The sequence below is a fragment of the Eubacterium sp. AF36-5BH genome, from assembly GCF_003460505.1.
Lineage (GTDB): Bacteria > Bacillota > Clostridia > Lachnospirales > Lachnospiraceae > Eubacterium_G.
On sequence record NZ_QTVG01000003.1, the window covers coordinates 40665 to 63429 of the forward strand.

The 22765-nt window shown below is 34.1% G+C and carries 16 protein-coding genes; 2 read left to right on the forward strand and 14 right to left on the reverse strand.

The window, feature by feature from the left end; genetic code table 11:
- Window positions 1–8: 8 nt before the first annotated feature.
- The 6 genes from ilvB to tgt all read right to left on the reverse strand — a co-directional run bounded on the left by ilvB (window position 9) and on the right by tgt (window position 9735).
- The gene (gene ilvB / locus DW006_RS03160) at window positions 9–1700 is read right to left on the reverse strand and encodes a biosynthetic-type acetolactate synthase large subunit (protein ID WP_117999022.1); all 1692 of its coding nucleotides are present in this window, start codon (window positions 1698–1700) and stop codon (window positions 9–11) included.
- 18 nt (window positions 1701–1718) lie between these two features.
- A complete protein-coding gene (gene ilvD, locus DW006_RS03165; protein WP_117999023.1) occupies window positions 1719–3386 on the reverse strand; it encodes a dihydroxy-acid dehydratase in 1668 nt (555 codons plus the stop codon).
- Window positions 3387–3416: 30 nt separating this feature from the next.
- Window positions 3417–4499 (reverse strand): 3-isopropylmalate dehydrogenase, encoded by a 1083-nt coding sequence (gene leuB, locus DW006_RS03170; RefSeq protein WP_022165005.1) that lies wholly within the window; start codon window positions 4497–4499, stop codon window positions 3417–3419.
- A 199-nt stretch (window positions 4500–4698) separates the two neighbouring features.
- Entirely contained in the window at window positions 4699–8058 is a 3360-nt protein-coding gene (locus tag DW006_RS03175; RefSeq protein ID WP_117999024.1) for a fibro-slime domain-containing protein, read from the reverse strand.
- A 195-nt stretch (window positions 8059–8253) separates the two neighbouring features.
- On the reverse strand, window positions 8254–8556 hold the full coding sequence (yajC, locus tag DW006_RS03180; protein WP_117999025.1) for a preprotein translocase subunit YajC: 303 nt from the start codon (window positions 8554–8556) through the stop codon (window positions 8254–8256).
- 42 nt (window positions 8557–8598) lie between these two features.
- Complete coding sequence (tgt, locus tag DW006_RS03185) at window positions 8599–9735, reverse strand: tRNA guanosine(34) transglycosylase Tgt (RefSeq protein WP_117999026.1); 1137 nt, start codon at window positions 9733–9735, stop codon at window positions 8599–8601.
- Window positions 9736–9886: 151 nt separating this feature from the next.
- On the opposite strand from tgt, the gene aroC reads away from it, so the two are divergent.
- Entirely contained in the window at window positions 9887–10984 is a 1098-nt protein-coding gene (gene aroC, locus DW006_RS03190) for a chorismate synthase (protein ID WP_117999027.1), read from the forward strand.
- Between the two features lie 53 nt (window positions 10985–11037).
- Here the strand turns inward: aroC and DW006_RS03195 are convergent, their stop codons facing one another.
- The 3 genes from DW006_RS03195 to DW006_RS03205 form a co-directional block, all read right to left on the reverse strand.
- Complete coding sequence (locus tag DW006_RS03195; protein WP_117999028.1) at window positions 11038–11454, reverse strand: hypothetical protein; 417 nt, start codon at window positions 11452–11454, stop codon at window positions 11038–11040.
- Between the two features lie 120 nt (window positions 11455–11574).
- Complete coding sequence (gene glyA / locus DW006_RS03200) at window positions 11575–12816, reverse strand: serine hydroxymethyltransferase (protein ID WP_022165010.1); 1242 nt, start codon at window positions 12814–12816, stop codon at window positions 11575–11577.
- A gap of 140 nt (window positions 12817–12956) precedes the next feature.
- A complete protein-coding gene (locus DW006_RS03205; protein ID WP_117999029.1) occupies window positions 12957–13871 on the reverse strand; it encodes a hypothetical protein in 915 nt (304 codons plus the stop codon).
- A 170-nt stretch (window positions 13872–14041) separates the two neighbouring features.
- Between DW006_RS03205 and DW006_RS03210 the strand changes: the two genes are divergently transcribed.
- A complete protein-coding gene (locus tag DW006_RS03210) occupies window positions 14042–14800 on the forward strand; it encodes a hypothetical protein (RefSeq protein WP_117999030.1) in 759 nt (252 codons plus the stop codon).
- Window positions 14801–15022: 222 nt separating this feature from the next.
- Here DW006_RS03210 and aspS read toward each other — a convergent pair whose 3' ends face one another.
- The 5 genes from aspS to DW006_RS03235 all read right to left on the reverse strand — a co-directional run bounded on the left by aspS (window position 15023) and on the right by DW006_RS03235 (window position 22757).
- Window positions 15023–16810, reverse strand: a complete 1788-nt coding sequence (gene aspS, locus DW006_RS03215; RefSeq protein ID WP_117999031.1) for an aspartate--tRNA ligase — start codon at window positions 16808–16810, stop codon at window positions 15023–15025.
- A gap of 11 nt (window positions 16811–16821) precedes the next feature.
- Window positions 16822–18081 carry a histidine--tRNA ligase gene (gene hisS, locus DW006_RS03220; protein WP_117999032.1) on the reverse strand — a complete coding sequence of 420 codons (1260 nt, stop codon included), beginning with the start codon at window positions 18079–18081 and terminating at the stop codon, window positions 16822–16824.
- Between the two features lie 76 nt (window positions 18082–18157).
- Window positions 18158–19597: a coproporphyrinogen dehydrogenase HemZ gene (gene hemZ, locus DW006_RS03225; RefSeq protein WP_117999033.1), complete on the reverse strand. Its 1440-nt coding sequence runs from the start codon at window positions 19595–19597 to the stop codon at window positions 18158–18160.
- Window positions 19597–20217 carry an MBL fold metallo-hydrolase gene (locus tag DW006_RS03230; protein WP_022165016.1) on the reverse strand — a complete coding sequence of 207 codons (621 nt, stop codon included), beginning with the start codon at window positions 20215–20217 and terminating at the stop codon, window positions 19597–19599. Before DW006_RS03230 ends, hemZ begins: the two co-directional genes overlap by 1 nt.
- A 260-nt stretch (window positions 20218–20477) precedes the next feature.
- Complete coding sequence (locus DW006_RS03235; protein ID WP_117999034.1) at window positions 20478–22757, reverse strand: bifunctional (p)ppGpp synthetase/guanosine-3',5'-bis(diphosphate) 3'-pyrophosphohydrolase; 2280 nt, start codon at window positions 22755–22757, stop codon at window positions 20478–20480.
- Window positions 22758–22765: the final 8 nt, after the last annotated feature.

Consider the following 22765-nt stretch of genomic DNA (forward strand, 5'->3'; position numbering starts at 1 on the left):
TGGCAATATTAACAATCATATCCTAATTCTGCTAAATCTTCTTCTGAGAAAGCTTCACTAATAGCTGTATTAGCAGGAACCATTGGAAATACCTTGTCGTCCTGATCAATCTGAGCATCAATTACGCAAGGGATATTCATTTCAATTGCGTCTTTAAGAGCTGCTTCAAATTCTTCTACAGTTGTAACTCTATATGCTTTTGCTCCCATACCTTCAGCGATTTTAACAAAATCAACTGCATCATTTAATACAGTGTTTGAATATCTCTTTCCATAGAACAATGTCTGCCACTGTCTAACCATACCAAGTACATGGTTGTTAATTACAATCTGAATAATTGGTATATTGTATCTTGTTGCAGTTGCAATTTCATTCATGTTCATTCTAAAGCAACCATCACCTGCGATATTTACGCAAATCTTATCTTTGTTGCCCATCTTGGCACCGATACAAGCTCCAACACCATATCCCATTGTTCCAAGTCCACCTGATGTAATAAGCTGTCTTGATTTCTTATATTTATAGAACTGTGCAGCCCACATCTGATGCTGTCCTACGTCTGTTGTTACAATTGCATCACCGTTTGTAATATTGTAAAGTGAATCAATTACTGCAGGACCTGTTAATTTTGACTTATCTAAGTCTAATGGATACTGCTTCTTTAATTCTTCAATATGAGCCATCCACTGACTGTTGTCTTTCTTTTCAACTTTCTTATTAAGTCTTAATAATACTTCTTTAATATCACCAATAATGCTTGCGTCAGCCTTGATGTTTTTATTAATTTCTGATGGATCAACATCAATATGTACAATGTTTGCATTCTTTGCAAATTCTTTTGCATTACCGATAACTCTGTCACTAAATCTTGCACCTAATACAATAAGTAAATCTGATTCTGTAACACCGAAGTTTGATGCCTTTGTACCATGCATACCAATCATACCTGTGTATCTCTTGTTTGTACCATCAAAAGCACCTTTACCCATAAGTGAATCACATACCGGTGCATCAACTAATTCTGCAAACTCTCTTACTTCCTTGTCCGCTTCTGAAATAACAGCACCACCACCAACTAAGATAAATGGCTTTTCTGATGCCTTAATCATATCTGCAACAGTATTAAGGTCATCTTCTGTAATACTGTCTGAATATCTCTTAATTTCTTCAGGTTCTTTACTTGTAAATTCAATCTTATTAGCTGTAACGTCCTTTGTAATATCTACTAAAACAGGACCAGGTCTGCCACTTTTTGCAATCTTGAAAGCCTTTCTAAGTGTTGGGGCTAAATTTTCGATTTCTTTTACAATAAAATTATGTTTTGTAATAGGCATTGTAGCTCCAACAATATCAATTTCCTGGAATGAATCTTTTCCTAAACCTGACTTTGCAACGTTGGCTGTAATTGCAACAAGTGGTACTGAATCCATATATGCTGTGGCAATACCTGTAACAAGATTTGTTGCTCCAGGTCCTGATGTTGCCATACAAACTCCAACTTTTCCTGTTGAACGTGCATATCCGTCAGCTGCATGAGCAGCTCCCTGTTCATGTGAAACAAGGATATGTGTAATATCGTCTGAATTCTTGTATAATTCATCATAAATATTTAAAATTGTTCCTCCCGGGTATCCGAATACTGTGTCAACACCCTGTTCTTTTAAACATTCAATAACTATTTGTGAACCGTTTAATATCATAGCGTTTCCCTCTTTCCCTTATTTATTTGTTTCTAATATAGCTCCTCTGTTACCTGATGTAACCATTGAAGCGTATCTTGCTAAATAACCTGTTGTAACCTTTGGTGTTCTAGGTTTCCAAGCTTCTTTTCTCTTAGCCATTTCTTCATCTGACACATCAATGTGTAATGTCATTTCAGGAATGTTAATCTTAATAATATCGCCTTCTTCAACTAAAGCAATAGGTCCACCTACTGCAGCTTCAGGAGATACATGACCAATTGAAGCTCCTCTTGAAGCACCTGAGAATCTACCATCTGTTATAAGGGCTACTGTTTCGCCAAGTCCCATACCTGCAATTGCTGATGTAGGGTTAAGCATTTCTCTCATACCAGGGCCACCCTTTGGTCCTTCATATCTAATTACAACAACATCACCGGGAACAATCTTTCCACCCTTAATTGCTGCAATAGCATCTTCTTCACAGTCAAATACTCTTGCAGGACCTTCATGTACCATCATTGATTCTGCTACTGCTGAACGCTTTACAACTGAACCGTCAGGTGCAAGATTTCCTTTAAGCACTGCAAGACCACCTGTCTTACTATATGGGTTATCTGTTGGTCTGATAACTTCAGGATTTCTGTTTACACAACCCTTAATGTTCTCACCAATAGTCTTTCCTGTTACTGTCATACAGTCTTCATTTAATAAGCCAAGTTCACTTAACTCATTCATTACTGCATATACACCGCCGGCTTCATTTAAATCTTCCATGTATGTAGGACCTGCCGGTGCTAAATGACATAAGTTAGGTGTCTTTTCACTAATTTCATTTGCAAATGAAATATCAAAATCAAATCCAACTTCATGTGCAATAGCTGGTAAATGAAGCATACTGTTTGTTGAACAACCAAGTGCCATGTCAACTGTTAATGCATTAAGAATTGCATCTTTTGTCATAATATCTCTTGGTCTTATGTTCTTTCTGTATAAATCCATTACAGCCATACCTGCATGTTTTGCAAGCTTAATTCTTTCAGAGTAAACAGCCGGGATTGTACCATTTCCTTTAAGTCCCATACCTAATGCTTCTGTTAAACAGTTCATTGAGTTAGCTGTATACATACCTGAACATGAACCACATGTTGGACAAACCTTTTCTTCAAATTCTCTAACATCATCTAATGTCATCTTACCTGCTGCATTTGCACCAACAGCTTCAAACATTGATGATAAACTTCTCTTTCTACCATGTACGTGACCTGCAAGCATTGGACCACCTGATACGAAAACAGTTGGCACGTTAACTCTTGCTGCTGCCATTAAAAGTCCTGGTACATTCTTATCGCAGTTTGGAATCATAACTAAAGCATCAAACTGATGTGCCAAAGCCATACATTCTGTTGAATCTGCTATTAAATCTCTTGTTACTAATGAATATTTCATTCCTTCATGTCCCATTGCGATACCATCACATACTGCAATGGCCGGGAACATAATTGGTGTACCACCTGCCATGGCTACACCCATCTTTACTGCCTGTGCAATCTTGTCCAGGTTCATGTGTCCCGGAACAATTTCATTATATGAACAAACAATACCAACTAATGGTTTTGCAAGTTCTTCTTCAGTCATCCCAAGAGCATTAAATAATGATCTATGAGGTGCCTGCTGTATACCTGTTTTTACTGCGTCACTCTTCATAATAATAACCTCCGTCAATATAAATATGTATTATATACGTTTTGCTATTTCATCACCCATTTCCTTACAACCAACTAATGTCATTCCTTCTGACATAATATCAATTGTACGAATGTTATCCTCTAGAACCTTCTGAACTGCTGCTTCTACAGCATCAGCCTCTTTATCTAAATCAAATGAATATCTAAGCATCATGGCTGCTGATAAAATTGTAGCAATTGGATTTGCCTTATTCTGTCCTGCAATATCAGGAGCTGCACCATGACTTGGTTCATACATACCAAACTTATCTTCTCTAAGAGATGCTGATGAAAGCATACCAATTGAACCTGTTACCATACTTGCTTCATCTGATAAAATATCACCAAACATATTTTCAGTTACTACAACGTCAAACTGTGCAGGATCTTTTACAAGCTGCATTGCGCAATTATCAACAAGCATATGTGTAAGAGTAACTTCAGGATAATCCTTTGCTACTTCATTTACAACCTTGTCCCATAATCTTGAACTGTCTAAAACATTTGACTTGTCAACGCTGATTACGCTCTTACGTCTCTTCATTGCTATTTCAAATGCCTTAATTGCAATTCTTCTAATTTCGTTTTCATTATATGTTAATGTATCTGTTGCTGTAAGGACTCCGTTAACTTCCTCTGTCTTTCTTTCTCCAAAGTAAAGGCCACCTGTTAACTCTCTTACAATAATCATGTCAAATCCAGCATCTGCCACTGATTCTTTAAGTGGACATGCATCCTTTAACTCCTTGTAAAGATATGCAGGTCTGAGATTTGCAAAAAGATTTAATCCTTTTCTAATTGCAAGAAGTCCAGCTTCCGGTCTAAGATTAGGTGGTAATTCATACCAACTGTCTTTACCAACTACACCTCCTACGGCTCCTAATAACACAGCATCATTTGACTTTGCTGTTTCAAGTGCCTCATCAGTAAGTGGAACGCCATGTTTATCAATGGAAATACCGCCCATGTCCACTTCTGTGTAGTTAAAGCTGTGTCCAAATTTATTACCGACGACGTCAAGCACTTTTCTTGCCTCTGCTACGATTTCAGGGCCAATTCCGTCACCGGGAATAACTGCAACGTTAAAATTCATTGTAATTCCTTCTTTCTATCTAGTTTAAATTAATATGCTATTAAAGATATACCGTGCCATATTAACTCGTAAAATTATACCTTAAAATCCGTCATATTTCAACCATACATATATAATGTATTTCTTGATTATATTTAACATAAGAAAACTGTCACAATAATTTTTACGATTACTGTGACAGTTATTTTAAACATTATATTTAATTATATTTCTTTTTCTTAATCACTCCAAATACTCCTGCAGCCCCTGCAACAGCAGACATAGCTATTCCTGCAACAATTCCTTTCCATGTTGATTCATATCCTGTCTTTGGAGATATTGTACTTGTAGATACATAACTTGAAGGTGCCTTATATCCATTTCCATCTGAAGTGTAATTATTTTTCTTTATCTGATAATCCACATATTTAGTAATCTTATTTTCACTTGTAGTTTCTTCATCTGCATTTTCTGTCGTCTGTTCTTCCGTTGTTGGCTCTTCTGTTGTAGCCTCTTCCGTTATAGTTTCTTCTGTTGTTGGCTGTTCCGTTGTTGGTTCCTCTGTTGTTGTCTCAGGTGGTGTTTCTATTTCTTTTTGTTTGTATACAAATATAATCAAATTATCTTTAGTCTTAATTTTAATTGTTTTTGCTTTGTCAGATTTTTCGTAACCTTCAATTTCTACAGGTTCTTCTGTAACATCTGTTTTGTATTTTGCCTTTTTTGTAACATCATTAATTAATGAGTTTCCATTTTCATCTACATATCTGACTGTATAGTCATATTCATTAATTACATAATGTGCTATAAAAACTGTGTCCTCCTTAATGTGTTCCTTTGAAGGATCCTCAACTGCTATTTCTTCATTTTTTGTTTTTTTAGTCCAGCCGTTAAAAGTATAACCTTCATTTGCGATTTCATTTGGAGTTTTCTCTACTGTTTCATCGTATTTAACTTTATAGTCTTTTTTGCCATCAATAACTCCATTGCCATCTGTTGTAAATTTTACATTATAGATTTTTTTCTTATAAACAAATACTATTTCATTGTTTTCAACATCAATAGTAATTTCTTTCTTATTACTGTCTACAGCATAACCTTCTATTTCTTCTGCCATTTCTACTACAGGCTCACCGTATTTCTTTTTATCAGCATGCTTTTCAGGCAACAACGGATTTCCTTCTTCATCAACATATTTTACAATATAGTTGTATGATAAAGGACCAAATTTTGCTGTAAAAAGTGTATCCTCCAAAATAATTTCACTGGAAGGATTTTCAGATATAGACACGCCTTGTGAAACTGTTTTCTCCCAGCCTAAGAATTCATAGCCTTTATCAGAAATTGGCGTAGGAACTGATGATACACTACTTTCATATTCAACTTCCTGATTCACATCTCCCCTAACGATACCATGTTTGTCAGCAATGAATTTAACATTAAGCAATTTTAACGGAGAGAGCTGGTCTCTGTCTTTTAAAGTTACCTTTTTCCATTCCACACTAAGTTTGTTATTGTTTTTATCGTAGTTTGGAATCGGACCACTTAAAGTTGCCGTTGCATCTGCCTCAACTCCACTATTATCCATTTCCTTATACATACCTGAAATTACAATTGAATCCCCATTATTCATAATCCACTGATTATTTCCATAAAGTTTTTCAAAAACAGCTGATGCATTTCCATTTTTCAAATCAGCTTTTGAAATTGAAACTTTATCTATTTCTTTATTGTTTTTGTCTACCAAAGAAAATGTTAAACTGTCCTCAACAAAATATCCTTCAGGTATAATTAAACCTTCCTTTGTGATTTTAAATCCGTTTTTATCTACAATAGTCATGTCTTTCATGTTGTCTGATTTTGCAGTTACATTATATTCTTCAAAAACTTTTGTGCCACGTTTTAAGTTTCCTTCAAATGCTTTTCCATTACTGTCTACAAATTTTAAATCAAAATCTGCAGCTATTTCATTTCTTGGAATCACAATATTTGTAGAAGGTGTAACCGGTATGTCAGTTGGTGTTTCTTCAATGGTTCCATTATCTGTGTATTTTTTCAAATCAGCAGTAATTTCAACATTTAAATTAGACTGAGCAACTGAATCATAATTTATTTTTTTTGAAATACCCGAAACGGTAATTTTATCCTCCTTATTTAACTTTACACCGTTAAATTTATCTAGAAATTCTTTTACTTTTTTATTATCAGTTAAATCCTGTTTATCAATAAAAAAGCTGTCCTTAACATTTCCGTTTTTGTCTTTTACTTCCACCTTGATTTTATCAGAAACATTTAAATCCTTTCCATTAAGAGATAATGTATCTTTTCCGATTGTCACTCCCAATGTATCATCAACAAACTTCATGTTCCCCATTTTATCGTTACCTGCTGTAAGAATATATTCAACGTCTATATTTTCTCCAACATTAAGACTATCATACTGCGTTAATGTTTTTCCGTTATTTTTGTATACAACTTCAGTTTTTGCATCTGCCTGTTCTAAAATCATATTAGTTTCAATCATTATGTTGCTGTCTGTTGTATGTCTTTCCATATAAAAGAAATCAAAAGAATAAACTTCTCCATCTATTAAACCTAGTTTTTTAGCAACCTCGTTTACATTTAGAACTTCTGACCTTTTTAAATGTGCACCACCAATGTCTAAGGCTAACTTATTGTCAATAAATAAGTACACATCATCATCTCCACTAAATTTAAATTTAAGATTATCTGATTTTTTATATAAAAACTGACATTTTGCTTTCATTGAGAAATGATAATTGTGATTTTTCTTATCATACTTATTGTACATTTCTGTTCCAAATGGAGCAGTTAAATCACTGTGATTTTTGAGAACATTTTTGTCTAATGGATAAAATCCAACTTCCTGACTTAAAAGATTATTAGAATTTTGAGATATTAATTTGTTTTCAGGATCATAGTTTATTTCGTAATCATTGCTAAATCTGTAAAGATTATTAATCAGGTCAAGCTGTAATGTTGAATATGCATTGGTTTTCTTTGATACCTGATTATTTGTTTCGCACCAGAAATTGTTAAGTCTGTAGTATGCATAATCCATACATGATTTGATATCATCCACTCCTGCACCTTTGTCAAACTTTGCCTTTGTGCTGTTGTAGTCCCCTAAGGTTGCCACTGTTTTCTTGTTTTGTTTCTTAGTTATTTGAGTATATATTTTTTTGTATAAATCCGTTCCGTTTGAATAATAAGTATTCTCCATATAACTTTTTACAAGACTTGCAACTTTTTCGACTACCTTTTGTTTATAAACCGGTCTTCCGTTTTCACCCAGAGTATCTTCCACCAGCCCCTTGCCTGCATCTTGTTCTAACAATTCTGTAATATTTTCCAAACTCAAGTTATTTGAAAACTGATTGTTTAAATCATATTCAAATAACAGATTATCTGACAAATGATCATAAATTATTATAGGCATCTTAAGTGTTTTTGGAGCCTGCGCAGCAGAAACATTTTTATCTTTCGATACAACCCCTGACAATACTGTAGTTATAATCATAACCACAACAAGTCCTAATGAAATAGTTTTCTTTTTCATACTTCCCCCTGTTTCCAACTTTTTGCGAAAGCATCTCCCGTAATGCCCTCACCTTATCCATTATATACACAAGGTTTACAATTTATTCCAATTATTTATATTAATTTAGCTTATTTTCTTAAATAGAAAAGACCTTCAGTGGCATCACTACCACCAAAGGTCTTTAAAATACTCAACATCTATACAAAATGTTTATTAAGCGTTTGCTTTTTCAATATCAACAATTGCTGTCTTCTGCATTGGAATACGGCAGTTCTTGTTTCCACCAAATTCTACAATAACAGTATCTTCAGTTACATCAATAACCATTCCATAGAAACCACTTGTTGTAAGAATACTATCTCCAATTTCTACGCTTTCCATTAATGCCTTCTGTTTCTTTTCCTGCTTCTTCTGTGGCTTAATAGCTAAGAAATACATAAATCCAATAATGATTACTACATATACTACTATGATAACCCAGCTTTCGCCTGCACTAGCTGCTGCTAATAAATTCATTATAAATCCTCCTCATAATATGTTTTTGATACAAAGATGTATCTATTTTTTGTCATTTTCTTTGAAACCTTCCAGTTTTTTTGCTTTATATTCTGCAAAATTTCCTGCCTCTATGGCATATCTGATTTCCTCCATCATTGTATTATAAAAATACAAATTATGCAATACACATAAACGCATACCAAGCATTTCTTTTGCCTTTAACAAATGTCTTATGTACGCTCTGCTGTGATATTTACATGCAGGACACTGACAGCCTTCTTCAATAGGTGATGGATCTGTTTCATATTTTGCATTAAATAAATTTAACTTACCCTTATTTGTGTAAACATGACCATGACGACCGTTTCTTGCAGGATATACACAGTCAAAGAAATCTACACCTCTTTCCACTGCTTCCAAAATATTTGAAGGTGTACCAACACCCATTAAATAAATTGGCTTGTCCTTTGGAAGATGTGGTTCAACACTTTCGATAATTCTATACATTTCTTCATGCGTTTCACCTACTGCAAGTCCACCAATTGCATAACCGTCCAAGTCTAATTCTGAAATCTGTTTAGCATGTTCAATACGAATATCATCGTAGATTCCACCCTGATTAATACCAAATAACATTTGATTTTTGTTAATTGTATCTTCTAAAGTGTTAAGTCTGTCCATTTCTACTTTACATCTTTTAAGCCATCTTGTTGTTCTGTCAACAGAATTCTGCATATATTCTCTTGATGCCACACTTGATGGACATTCATCAAAGGCCATTGCTATTGTTGATGCTAAGTTTGACTGAATCTGCATACTCTCTTCAGGTCCCATAAAAATCTTACGGCCATCTATATGAGATCTAAAATGTACGCCTTCTTCTTTAATACTTCTAAGACCTGCAAGTGAAAATACCTGAAATCCACCTGAATCTGTAAGAATAGGTTTGTTCCAATTCATAAATTTATGAATTCCACCCATTTTCTTTACAACCAAATCTCCCGGTCTTACATGTAAATGATATGTGTTTGATAATTCAACCTGTGTTTTTATCTGATATAAATCTTCTGCGGCTACCGCTCCTTTAATAGCTGCCGCTGTTCCAACATTCATAAACACCGGTGTCTGAATAGTGCCATGAACTGTTGTAAATTCTCCTCTTTTGGCATTGCCATCTTTTGCTAATACTTTAAACATAATTAACCTCATTTTTTTACAAACTTTATTAATTATATTATTTATGACAATTTAAAGCAAGAATATATTTTATTATTTTACTTATATTAATTTGATATTATTTTATTTCCTTGTTATAATTGGACAAGAATTTAACAAAAGGGAGGCTATTATGGCTGGTTCAACATATGGAAATATATTTAAAATCAGTACCTGGGGCGAATCTCATGGCAAAGCTTTGGGGGTTGTTGTAGATGGATGCCCTGCAGGTATTAATTTATGTGAAGAGGATATTCAGAAGTTTTTAAATAGAAGAAAACCGGGTCAGTCAAAATTCACTACACAGCGTAATGAAGATGACAAGGTTGAAATTTTATCAGGAGTATTTGACGGAAAAACTACCGGTACCCCTGTTTCCATGGTTGTAAAAAACAAAGATCATCATTCAGCGGACTATACTGACATTGCTTCATACTACAGACCAGGGCATGCGGATTTTACTTTTGACGAAAAATATGGTTTTAGAGATTACAGAGGCGGTGGCCGTTCTTCAGGAAGAGAAACTATCGGTCGAGTAGCTGCCGGAGCTATTGCATCAAAGATTCTTGAATCTCTTGGCATCGAAATTACAACATATTCAAAATCTATTGGTAATGTGGAAATTGACTATAGTAAATTCAAAAAAGATGAAATTCCAAATAATCCAATGTACATGCCTGATAATGATGCCGCAACAAAAGCTGCCGAATTATTAAAAGAAAAAATGAAAGAAATGGATTCTGTTGGTGGCATAATTGAATGTTTAGTTGATGGCATGCCTGCAGGTGTTGGAGAAACTGTATTTGACAAATTAGATGCAAATCTTGCAAAAGCTGTTATGTCAATTGGTGCCATTAAAGGTATTGAGTTCGGTGACGGTTTTAAAGTTACAGAACTAACAGGTTCAACAGATAATGATGGTTTTAAAATTGAAAATGACACTATAGAAAAAACTTCAAACCATGCAGGTGGTATTCTTGGTGGTATGAGCGATGGTTCACAAATTGTTTTACGCGCAGCAGTTAAACCTACCCCTTCTATTGCAAGAAGTCAGGATACAATTAACAAAGCCGGTGAAAACATAAGCATCAACATAAAAGGTCGTCATGATCCTATTATTGTACCTAGAGCTGTAGTCGTTGTAGAATCCATGGTTGCTGTTACTTTAGTGGATATGCTATTTACTAATATGACAGCTAGAATTGACAAGATTGTTGATTTTTATAAGTAAATTTTACAAATACTTCAATTTAAAATATTTAAGAGATAGTTAACTTAGTTTTACTATCTCTTATTTTTTGACTCTTTATTTAATACATTTTCATAAAATAGACCAACTATAAACCATATTGGTGCATAATCAAGTCTAATTACTCCTTTAATATTATATTTACACTTGCTATAATCCCAAGGACACTTAAACGCTTTTTTTAACATACAGCCACTTATAAATTCTGCACTAAATATCCCGAGTGTATACAGTAGCCCACGCTCGGTTCTTTTTACATGATGTTTTTTCAATTCAAAACTGATGGGCTTAATTATTGATGCCATGCCATAAATTGGAAACATCCATATAGATGTATGCCCCATTAGTCGGTAATCTTTTTTTCTGAAGCTATGAATCGATGTGAAAACAACTTCCATGCACCAACCAATAATTCCACATTTTAAAAAATTATAAAATATATTTTTCTTCATATAGTTAATTATTTCCAACTAATTAATATCTATACACAAAAGAAACTGCAAAGAATTTCTTCACAGTTTCCTTTTCACAATTTATTTGATTTTTACCTTCTTAGGTTTTGACCAGACTTTTTATTCATATAAAGGATATTTGTCTGTTAATCCCTTTACTTTTGCTTTTACAGCTTCACAATTACCCTGTGGATCTTCTGCTATCATTGCCATGCATTCAGCAATAACATCCATGTCTTCTGTGTTTAATCCTCTTGTTGTTACGGCAGGTGTACCAATTCTTACACCGCTTGTAATACCAGGTTTCTGTGGATCATTTGGAATTGCATTTTTGTTACATGTAATATTTGCTGCATCAAGTGCAATTTCAAATTCTTTACCTGTTATATTTTTGCTTCTTAAATCTACTAACATAAGATGATTATCTGTACCACCTGATACAAGATCAAATCCTCTGTCTGTAAGTCCTTTTGCTAAAGCCTGTGCGTTATCCACAATGTTCTTTGCGTATGCCTTAAAATCATCTGATAATGCTTCTTTAAAACATACAGCCTTTCCTGCTATAACATGCATTAATGGACCACCCTGAATTCCAGGGAATACTGCTTTGTTTAATTTGTGTTCTAAGGCAAATTCTTCACTTGAAAGAATAAGACCACCTCTAGGTCCTCTTAATGTTTTATGTGTTGTAGTTGTTGTAACATGTGCGTATGGAATTGGACTCATATGCTGTCCACCTGCTACAAGACCTGCGATATGTGCCATATCTACCATAAGATATGCACCAACTTCGTCAGCAATTTCTCTAAACTTCTTAAAGTCAATCTTTCTTGCATAAGCACTTGCACCTGCTACAATTAATTTTGGCTTGTTTTCAACAGCTATTTTTCTTACCTGATCATAATCTATATAACCGTCTTCATTTACACCATAAGATACAATGTTAAAATATGTTCCTGAAATATTAACCTTTGAACCATGTGTTAAATGTCCACCTGCATCAAGACTCATTCCCATTACTGTATCTCCCGGTTTAACTAAAGCAAAAAATACAGCTAAGTTTGCCTGTGCTCCTGAATGTGGCTGAACATTTGCGTATGTACATCCAAACAATTCCTTTGCTCTGTCAATTGCTAACTGTTCTACAACGTCTACATATTCACATCCACCATAATATCTTTTTCCAGGATATCCTTCTGCATACTTATTTGTAAGATGACTACCCATAGCAGCCATAACGCCTTTACTTACTAAATTCTCAGATGCAATAAGTTCAAGATGAGAACGCTGTCTTCCCATTTCGTCTGCCATTGCAGCATAAATTTCCGCATCTGCATTTTTTACTTCATCAAATGAAAACATATATCTACCTCCTAATGTCCTTAAGACCGGCTGCATCTTCCGATGCAACTTTAATCTTATATTACTTTACCATAATACAGTGTATTTTTAAATTATTTTTTTGGAATTTGTAGTAATTTGTTAAAAAAATAACTATTTTCTTAATCTTTTTCGTCTTCTTCATCTACAAAATCTTTTTTTGGTCTTTTTTCATCACATGGATTCTTGATTTGTAATTTACAGTCATTATAACAGCATTTCTCTTTTTCTTTCTTTAGTCTGCCCTCACATTTTGGTGGTGCAAGTTCTAATGGTTTTATTTCTTTTGACAAAAGTCCACTTTCAACGAATTTAATGCATGCGTTTTCTGAATTGTCTCTTAAATTTACCTTTACAGGTTTTGACTTGCCAATATAGGGGATTTCATATACTTCGTAGTATAGAGTTCTGACAAATAAAGAAAGTCCTGCTGAAAATACACCTGTCACTTCATCAAAGTTCATAGCTTTAGCTGTTCCGCTTAAGTTTACTCCATTTACTACAGTATTATTATCCTCATACATACCAACAATGTTGAAATAATAATCTCCACCCTCGTTTATGCCAACACCGTAAGGTGCAAACAACTCAAAGGTTACATTTGAAGGATTTGTTTTTTCGCTATAATAATCGTAATCCGTACTTGTTGTGCTACCTGGTAAATAATTTACTGTAATTGTAGTTGAACCTAAATATTTATGGCACTTGTCGTATAATTTGATTTTTAAAGTAACTGAAATATTAGTTAAGGTAATTTTGAAACAATTTGGTCTCAATGAGTCATCTATTGTAGATACTGCATCATCTGTGTCTGCTAAGTCAATATTTATTACATCAACGGAAACACATTCTGTAGTTGGGAAATTAGCTAATACATCTGCCGGAACAGTTACTTCCCTACAAACATTCACTCCCACTTCATCATACACAACCGGTGCGTATATTGATAGAAATTCAGGCATTCCACAAATAGCATCATTACAAACATCTCTGCGGCATCCACATTTGTGCTCACAACAACATTTTTCTTTTTCCATGTTTATCTCCTTTTTTAGTCTTTCTCTATATATTTTATGCGTTTCATTTTTTATTGTTCTAAAAAACAAAGCTAATAAATATATATACAATAACGGGATTCACCTGTATTTTAATTACATCTGTGTACTAACCTTTAACCATACTAATATTTCAAAAAAGGAGTAATTCATTGTATAAAATTTTAGCATTTGAAAACGGACAACCAATTATTTTGTACATAGAAAACGAAAAAGTTTATATGTATACTGCGGCAAGAGGGAAAATTATTCCAAGAGGACTTTTATTTAATGATGTTGGAAGAGATTTTGACGTTTTTTCCTGTAATAAGCAATATGTGTATTATATTTCTACAGATAATAAAATGAAACTTGCGGTTTTAAACAGGGACAGATTTACGGAATTTTTGTCTATCCCCCTAGGGGACTCTTCACATCAAATGGAAATAGTAAATATTTCACCTTTAATGTGCCAAAACGAGCTTTATATTTTCTACTGTAATCACAATAAAAGTAATAATAAGTATGAAATTTATTATATATTATCAAGTTGTCCTAAAAAAAGTTGTCTCATAAAACGTAATGTTTCCACCAACAAGGGCTTCGATGTTTTTAAGGCTAATAAAAAAATAGGTATTGTTCTAAATGACAGTTATTACTACTTAAGTCCTGAGGAAAAATTAGTAAGTACCGACACTTCTCATAAGGACAAAGAAAAAATCAATACTTTAACTGAAAACATTAATTATTTAAAATCAGTTATATCAGAAAAAAGCAACTGCTTAATTGATGTGCAAAATCTTTTGTCAGAAAAAGAAAACGCAATTCAAAATTTGAAAGAAACTCAGGAAAATATAGTGAAACAGTATAATGAGCTTGCTGAATATGCCGGCAAGCTTCAGGATGAGCTTAGAAAATTTCGCTATATGTAATAAAATGTGCATACATAGCGGGACCTCATTCATATACTAAGAAATTTCGAATTAAATTATTATTCCAAAAAATACCGATAATTCTCTTTAGCACATATTTAATATGCGCCTAGGAAAACTATCGGTATTCTATATATTTTAGCTATATAATTTCTATCTGCTAAATCTAGAATTGATTTCGATTATTAAAACATTACTGCTCTTTGTAATAATCTTCCACAATTATTCTTCTTCCGGCTTAACAATGTCAATTGCTAATTCTTCTAACTGTTTTGAATCAACAGGGCTTGGTGCATTAGTCATTAAACATGAAGCATCTTTTACCTTAGGGAAAGCAATTACTTCTCTAATGTTATCTTCTTTTGCCATGTGCATAACTAATCTGTCAAGTCCGTAAGCAAGTCCTGCGTGTGGTGGAACACCATACTTAAATGCATCAAGTAAGAAGCCAAACTGTTCATGAGCTTCCTCATTTGTGAAGCCTAATGCCTTAAACATTCTTTCCTGAATGTCTTCCTGATGGATTCTAACACTACCACCACCAAGTTCTGTACCGTTTAACACAATATCGTAAGCCTTAGCTCTAACCTTTCCTAAGTCTGTATCAAGATACTGTAAATCTTCTTCCATAGGCATTGTAAATGGATGATGCATTGCAAGATATCTGTTCTGTTCATCTGACCATTCAAACTGTGGGAACTCTACAACCCATAAGAAATTCCATTTATCTTCCGGAATTAATTCAAGTTGCTGTGCAAGTTCTAAACGAAGTGCGCCTAATACGTTCCATACAATCTTGTTCTTGTCAGCTGCAAACAAAAGTAAATCTCCAGGTTCACCTTCCATTGCTTTTACTAAATTATCTAATTCTTCTTCTGTCATGAATTTTGCAAATGACGACTTATAAGTACCATCTTCGTTAATGCAAAGATAAGCAAGACCTTTTGCTCCATTTCCTTTTGCATGGTCAACTAACTTGTCAATCTTCTTTCTTGGCATATGTCCCTGACCTTTAACGTTAATACCTCTAACAGTACCACCGTTTTCAATAGCACCTGTAAATACGCCAAAGCCACAACCTTCAACTACTTTTGTAACGTCAATTAATTCCATGCCAAAACGTGTATCAGGCTTATCCGAACCAAATCTGTCCATAGCTTCCTGCCATGTCATTCTTGGCATTGGAAGTGGGATATCCACGCCTAAAATTTCCTTAAACATAGCCTGTAATAATCTTTCATTTACATCAATAACATCATCAATGTCAACAAATGATAATTCCATATCAACCTGTGTAAATTCAGGCTGTCTGTCGGCTCTTAAATCCTCGTCTCTGTAGCATCTTGCAATCTGCATATATCTGTCAAATCCTGAGCACATTAGTAACTGCTTGTAAAGCTGTGGAGACTGTGGAAGTGCATAGAACTCTCCCGGATGTACTCTACTTGGCACTAAATAGTCTCTAGCTCCCTCAGGAGTGCTTTTACACAAAGTTGGTGTTTCGATTTCAAGGAAACCTTCACCCTGCATGAACTTTCTAATAAAAGTTGTAACATCACTACGCAACTTAATATTTTTCTGTAATGATGGTCTTCTTAAATCAAGATATCTGTACTGTAATCTTAATTCTTCTCTTGTGTTAATATTTTCTTCAACAGGAAATGGTGGTGTATCAGATTCTGATAAAATGCGAAGTGTATTAACTGTAACTTCAATATCACCTGTTGCTAAATCTTCGTTAATTGCGCCGCCACGCTTTCTAACTACACCTTCTACTGCAATTACGAACTCACTTCTAAGATTTTTAGCTTTTTCAAAAACTTCTCTATCATTTTCGTCAAATACTAACTGAAGAATTCCTGATCTATCTCTTAAATCAATAAAAATAAGACTTCCTAAATTTCTTCTTTTCTGAACCCAGCCCATAACTGTAACTGTTTCACCAATATTTTTATTACTTACTTCTGTACATCTGTGACTTCTGTGAAGTCCCTGCATTGACTCTGCCATAACTTTTCCTCCTATTTTAACGGATTTTTATAAAATTCCTTAAAGTTCTCAAAGCCCTGTGTCTTTAACTGCTCTTTTTGGAATTTTTTATTCTTGTTCATTCTTGTTACAAGAACCTGTGTACCTGTTTTTCTTTCTTCCTGTGCTTGTGCAATAACTTCACAAAGTCTGTCGCCTTCAACACCTTTTTCAATAAGGTATACAACCTTGTCATAATCTTCAGGGATTTTGAAGCCCTGTTCCATTAATAATAAAACAATTCTTTCAAATCCAATTGAAAAACCACATGCCGGTACATCATGACCTGTGAACTTACCAACCATCTTGTCATAACGACCACCGCCACCGCAGCTTCCGCCAAATTCAGGAATTGCTATTTCAAAAATTGTTCCTGTATAATATGACATACCTCTAACCAATGTTGGATCAAATACAATTTCAAAATCAGATGACTTTGTAGCCTTAACACTGTCTATAATTTCATCCATCCACTGTTTTACATCATCACCCATGAAATCTCCAAGCTTATCTGCTAGGTATCCAATAGGATCTGCCTGATTTTCAATCTTTTCAAATAACTGTATATATTTTTCAACTGATTCAGGGGCGAAATCGTATTTAATTAATTCTTCCTTAACGCCTTCTAAACCAATCTTGTCCATCTTATCAAGAATAATGAAAACGCTGTCAAATGACTCTTCAGGGAAACCACTGTATGAAGCCATTGCCTTTAAAATTCTTCTTTCATTAATTCTAATCTGGAAATTCTTAAATCCTAACTTTCCAAGTGTAGTTGTTGTTGCTAAAATAAGTTCAATTTCAGCTAAGTTACTTGGATCACCTAATATATCAATATCGCACTGCATAAACTGGCGATATCTTCCCCTTTGTGGTCTGTCTGCACGCCAAACATTTCCCATCTGTAATGCCTTAAATGGTGATGGTAAATCGTTGGCATTTTTTGAATAATATCTAACAAGAGGAACTGTTAAGTCATATCTTAAACCATTATCAACTACATCCATTTCTTCCGTAGCTGTTTCTAAGTTTAACTTTTCTCCTCTTTTTAAAATCTTAAAAATTAACTTTTCGTTTTCTCCACCCTGTTTGCTTGTCAGGTTTGTAATGTGTTCCACGCAAGGTGTCTCAATCTGAGTAAATCCAAATGCATTATAAGTTTCCTTAATTACATTCTGTACATAATTTCTTATTTTCATTTCTTCAGGAAGAATATCCTTCATTCCTGTAACCGGTTTCTTACTTAAAGCCATGTTTTTGCTCCTTATATTTTTCTAACTTGTATATTTTACTATTAAATAGAAAAGAACACAAGTGTTGTATCTTTTATTAATTTACAAAATAACTTCTTTTTCTGTCAATCATTTCGTCAATTCTGTCAATATACTGGTCTACATTTTTCAATGTATCAATTCTAGTGGCACTTTTTCTGTCAGAAGAAAGTAGTTTTGTAACTGCTCCTGCTCCACATGCCCATACATTCTGATAGTCTCCCATCATAAGTATGTTGTAAATTCCTTCTTTACCGGGCAATGAATAACCTACATTTTCCTGATTACCTGCCATATTTTTTTGTCTGTACAAATAGTATGGCTTCATACCCATTTCATAAGCATATTCTTTTGTAATATCCATTAACTTTGTATTGTTATCAAAATTTAAATCTGAATATTTTTGTCTGTTCATGTTAAGTCTTGAACCACGTTTTAATGCCAGGGAATGTACTGTAATACCATCTGGTGCCAGCTTCAAAGCCTGTTCCATTGAATATTTAACCATGTCCTCTGTTTCATTTGGTAGACCGATTATAAAATCCATATTTATGTTATCCATGCCACAATCTCTTGCCAAATTAAAAGCCTGTATTACCTGTTTGACTGAATGTTTTCTACCTATAATGTCTAGAGTTTCCTGATTCATTGTCTGTGGATTAATGGAAATTCTTGAAACATTTTGTTTTTTTAAAGTCATTAATTTATCTCTTGTAATGCTGTCCGGTCTGCCTGCTTCAACAGTAAACTCCTTTACATTACTGAAATCAAAATTATCTTTTAATGCATTTACTAATCTGTCTAACTGCGCAGGTTCAAGTGTGGTTGGCGTACCACCACCAATATATACTGAATTAAGTTCTTTATCCTGTAATTGCTTACCTAGGAATCTCAATTCCTTAATAACTGAATCCACATAAGCATCTACTTTTTCCTTATATCTGTTTAAAGGATAGGATGTAAATGAACAATAAAGACAAGTTGTTGGGCAAAATGGTATACCCACATATAAACTATAATTGCCCTTGTAATTAACATTTGAAAGTACCTTATGTTCCATGTTTGAAACATCCATTGCCAGGTCCAACTTGTTATCAGAAATAAAATATGTTTCTTTCATTTCTTTTCTTATTGCTTCATCTGAAAGTCCCTGTTCTTTTAACATACCCGGAATTTTTGCCGGTCTGATACCTGTTAAATTACCCCAAGGCAGGTCCTGTCCTATATCTTTTCTCATTAAACAGTACAAAAGCTTTTTAAGAGCGTTTTTTGTCTCCCTTCTATCCTGAAAGTCACAACAAATTTCGTCTTCAAAAAGCTTCTTGGCCTCATCGTACAATGATGCAGTAATTTTTTCTTCCTGAAAAATCACTTTTAGTGTTCTGTATGACTCCTCTAAATCTTCATTAATTTTAAAAGGCTGTCCCACATAAAAAGCCTGCACCATTGACTGAATATCATATTCAAATTGTTTAGGTTCTATCTGAATGTCTATCATTAATAATATACCTTTTCGTTATCTATAGTTGTCATATCCATATGTCCCGGATAAACAGTTGTTTCGCCTGGAAGCACTAACAATTTTTCTTTAATTGATCTGATAATTGCCGCTTCACTTCCCCCTGGAAAATCTGTTCTACCTCTGCTCTGATGGAAAAGTGTGTCACCACTAAACAAAACTTCATCTTCTGCTATATAATAACAACCACTTCCCTGCGTATGACCAGGCGTTAAAATAAACTTAATTTCCTTATCTGCAATAGTAAACTTATCACCATCTCTTAAATATTTGTCTGCACAAATGCTTACAGGATTTCCAAACATTGATGATAAATTTGCTCTTGTATCTACTAAAAGCCTGTCTTCTTCTTCAGAAGCATATACGGGAATATTGTATTTTTCCTTTAATTCCGTTACAGCACTAATGTGGTCTGCATGACCATGTGTAAGCAAAATTGCTTTTGGAATCATTTCTATGTTACTAACATTAACACTGATTTTTAAAGCATCATCACCGGGATCAACAATAAATCCCTCTTTTGTATCTGTGTTCATACATAAATAACAGTTAGTATAACATTCACTAACTAATACGCTTCTAATTTTGATATTTCCCATCTATTTCTCCTTTTCAAAAATGGAAGACAATTGTTATCCACTACACTATACCCACTGTGCCACCTGACAAATTAACGAAAGCACGCTCCCGCTGCCAAACGCTCGTAGCGGTTCTATCAAGCCGACTACGCTGCCTTGATGAACCCACGGCGTTAGAGCACTTTCTTCTAATTTTGTCAGTTGCCACAGTGAAGAAATTAATTTCCATAACATAACAATTGTCTTCATTTTTTCACATTACAAAATGTCAATTACAACGTTTAACTGCTTGTTCGCTCAATATCAATGATACTGTCAATTGTTCGAATTTTTGCAATTAAACTGTTTAATTCTTCTGTACCCTGTATTGCAAATGTCATTGTAATTGTGGCAATGTCAGACTTGCTTGTTCTACTATTGATGCTGTTTACATCAATATTTCTTTCTGTAAATATTCTTGACAAGTCTGTCAAAATACCGACTCTGTTGTTTGCATAAATAACAATTTCTGTCATATATTTGCCGTCCTGCTTGCCTTCGTCAGCAGCCCAGCTTGCCTCAATTAATCTACCTCTTTCAATATCAGGAAGATTCATAATATTGATACAGTCTGTTCTATGAATCGAAACACCACGTCCTCTTGTTACAAAGCCCACAATTTCATCACCCGGTACAGGACTACAACATTTAGAAAATCTAACTGCTACGTCATCCATACCTTCAACAATAATACCGCTCTTAGAATTACTTTTTCTTGGAACATTTGCCTTATTATTGTTTGTGTCTTTTAATACATCATCGTCTGTTATTTCAACCTTGTGTTCCTTCTCGTATTCATCAAGAAGTTTATTTACAATCTGACCTTCTTTTAAGCCACCATGACCAATTGAAGCAATAAGAGAATCCCACTCTTTGTAACTGTATTTCAACCGAACTTTTTCCATATATGCAGGCTTTAATATTTCTGATAAATTAATATTCTTTGCCTTGCAATATTTTTCAATAAGTTCTTTACCTTTTACTATATTTTCTTCTTTATTTTGCTGTTTAAACCAAACATTAATTTTATTTTTTGCCTGTGTGCTCTGAACAACCTTCAACCAGTCTCTACTTGGACCTGTAGAGTTATTAGATGTAATAATTTCCACTCTGTCACCGTTTTGGAGCTTGTAGTCGATATTAACCATCTTGCCATTAACTCTTGCACCAACCATCTTATTACCTACTGCACTATGAATACTGTATGCAAAATCAATTGGTGTAGAACCGCTTGGTAAATTCTTTACATCACCATTTGGTGTGAAACAGTACACTCTTTCAGAGAACATGTTCAAATCATCTTTTAAAAGATTAATAAATTCATGGTTATCTGACATGTCTCTCTGCCATTCGAGAATCTGTCTTAACCAGGCAATTTTCTGCTCTTCATTATCGCCGTCACCTGTAATATTTTCCTTATACTTCCAATGAGCTGCGATACCATATTCAGCAGTTTTATGCATTTCGTATGTTCTAATCTGAATTTCAAATGGTTGCCCATTTGGTCCAATTAATGTTGTATGAAGTGACTGATACATATTCTGCTTTGGCATTGCAATATAGTCTTTGAATCTTCCCGGCACAGGAGTGTATTTCTCGTGTATTATACCTAACGCCCCATAACATTCCATTACACTGTCAACAATAATTCTTACTGCAAAAACATCATAAATCTGATCCAAAGTCTTGTGTTGCATAGTCATTTTCTTGTAAATACTAAAATAATGCTTTACACGACCATCTATTGTTGCTTTAATACCTGCCTTTTCAATATAGCCTGCCACCTCAGCAATTAAGTTACTCATAAACTCTTCACGATGTTCTAATCTTTCATGAACACCGTCAACTAATTCTTTGTATTTTTCAGGCTCTAAATATCTTAAAGCTAAGTCATCTAATTCAATCTTAATTTTAGAAATACCTAGTCTGTCAGCAATTGGTGCATAAATGTCCATTGTCTCTTTTGACTTTTCTTTCTGTTTTTCAGGTGTCATATACATAAGCGTACGCATGTTATGTAATCTATCCGCAAGCTTAATCAATATAACTCGAATGTCCTTTGCCATTGCCAAAAACATTTTACGCAAGTTTTCTGCCTGCTCTTCCACCTTATCAACATCGTAATCTAATTTAGTAAGTTTTGTTACGCCATCAACCAGGTCTGTTACTTCTTCGCCAAATTCCTTAATCATTATTTCACGGGTTGCGGCCGTATCTTCCATTACATCGTGAAGAAGACCTGCCATAATTGATTCTTTATCCAACTCTAAATCAGCTAATATTAAAGCTGTATGAATTGGATGAATAATGTATGGTTCTCCTGACTTTCTTTTCTGGTCTCCATGTGATTTTTTTGCAAAATTATATGCCTTATCAATCATCCTTAAATCGTCTGCTGATGGATGATAATGCTTTATTTTTTCAATTAATCTTGCATATAATTCTTCAGGAGTTGCCTGTTCTTCTTCTTTTGGGATTACTCCATGATTTTCAATTTTAATGTTTTTGTTTAAATCTGTCATATCTCAAT

Bases quoted from the DNA above. Each gene is read 5' to 3' on its own strand.
- DW006_RS03230 (WP_022165016.1), bottom strand. From the start codon at position 20,217: ATGGGAAATATCAAAATTAGAAGCGTATTAGTTAGTGAATGTTATACT.
- tgt (WP_117999026.1), bottom strand. From the start codon at position 9,735: ATGTTTAAAGTATTAGCAAAAGATGGCAATGCCAAAAGAGGAGAATTT.
- aspS (WP_117999031.1), bottom strand. From the start codon at position 16,810: ATGGCAGAGTCAATGCAGGGACTTCACAGAAGTCACAGATGTACAGAA.
- DW006_RS03205 (WP_117999029.1), bottom strand. From the start codon at position 13,871: ATGGAAAAAGAAAAATGTTGTTGTGAGCACAAATGTGGATGCCGCAGA.
- DW006_RS03235 (WP_117999034.1), bottom strand. From the start codon at position 22,757: ATGACAGATTTAAACAAAAACATTAAAATTGAAAATCATGGAGTAATC.
- DW006_RS03195 (WP_117999028.1), bottom strand. From the start codon at position 11,454: ATGAAGAAAAATATATTTTATAATTTTTTAAAATGTGGAATTATTGGT.
- ilvD (WP_117999023.1), bottom strand. From the start codon at position 3,386: ATGAAGAGTGACGCAGTAAAAACAGGTATACAGCAGGCACCTCATAGA.
- ilvB (WP_117999022.1), bottom strand. From the start codon at position 1,700: ATGATATTAAACGGTTCACAAATAGTTATTGAATGTTTAAAAGAACAG.
- leuB (WP_022165005.1), bottom strand. From the start codon at position 4,499: ATGAATTTTAACGTTGCAGTTATTCCCGGTGACGGAATTGGCCCTGAA.
- hemZ (WP_117999033.1), bottom strand. From the start codon at position 19,597: ATGATAGACATTCAGATAGAACCTAAACAATTTGAATATGATATTCAG.
- aroC (WP_117999027.1), top strand. From the start codon at position 9,887: ATGGCTGGTTCAACATATGGAAATATATTTAAAATCAGTACCTGGGGC.
- hisS (WP_117999032.1), bottom strand. From the start codon at position 18,081: ATGGCTTTAAGTAAGAAACCGGTTACAGGAATGAAGGATATTCTTCCT.
- DW006_RS03175 (WP_117999024.1), bottom strand. From the start codon at position 8,058: ATGAAAAAGAAAACTATTTCATTAGGACTTGTTGTGGTTATGATTATA.
- glyA (WP_022165010.1), bottom strand. From the start codon at position 12,816: ATGTTTTCATTTGATGAAGTAAAAAATGCAGATGCGGAAATTTATGCT.
- yajC (WP_117999025.1), bottom strand. From the start codon at position 8,556: ATGAATTTATTAGCAGCAGCTAGTGCAGGCGAAAGCTGGGTTATCATA.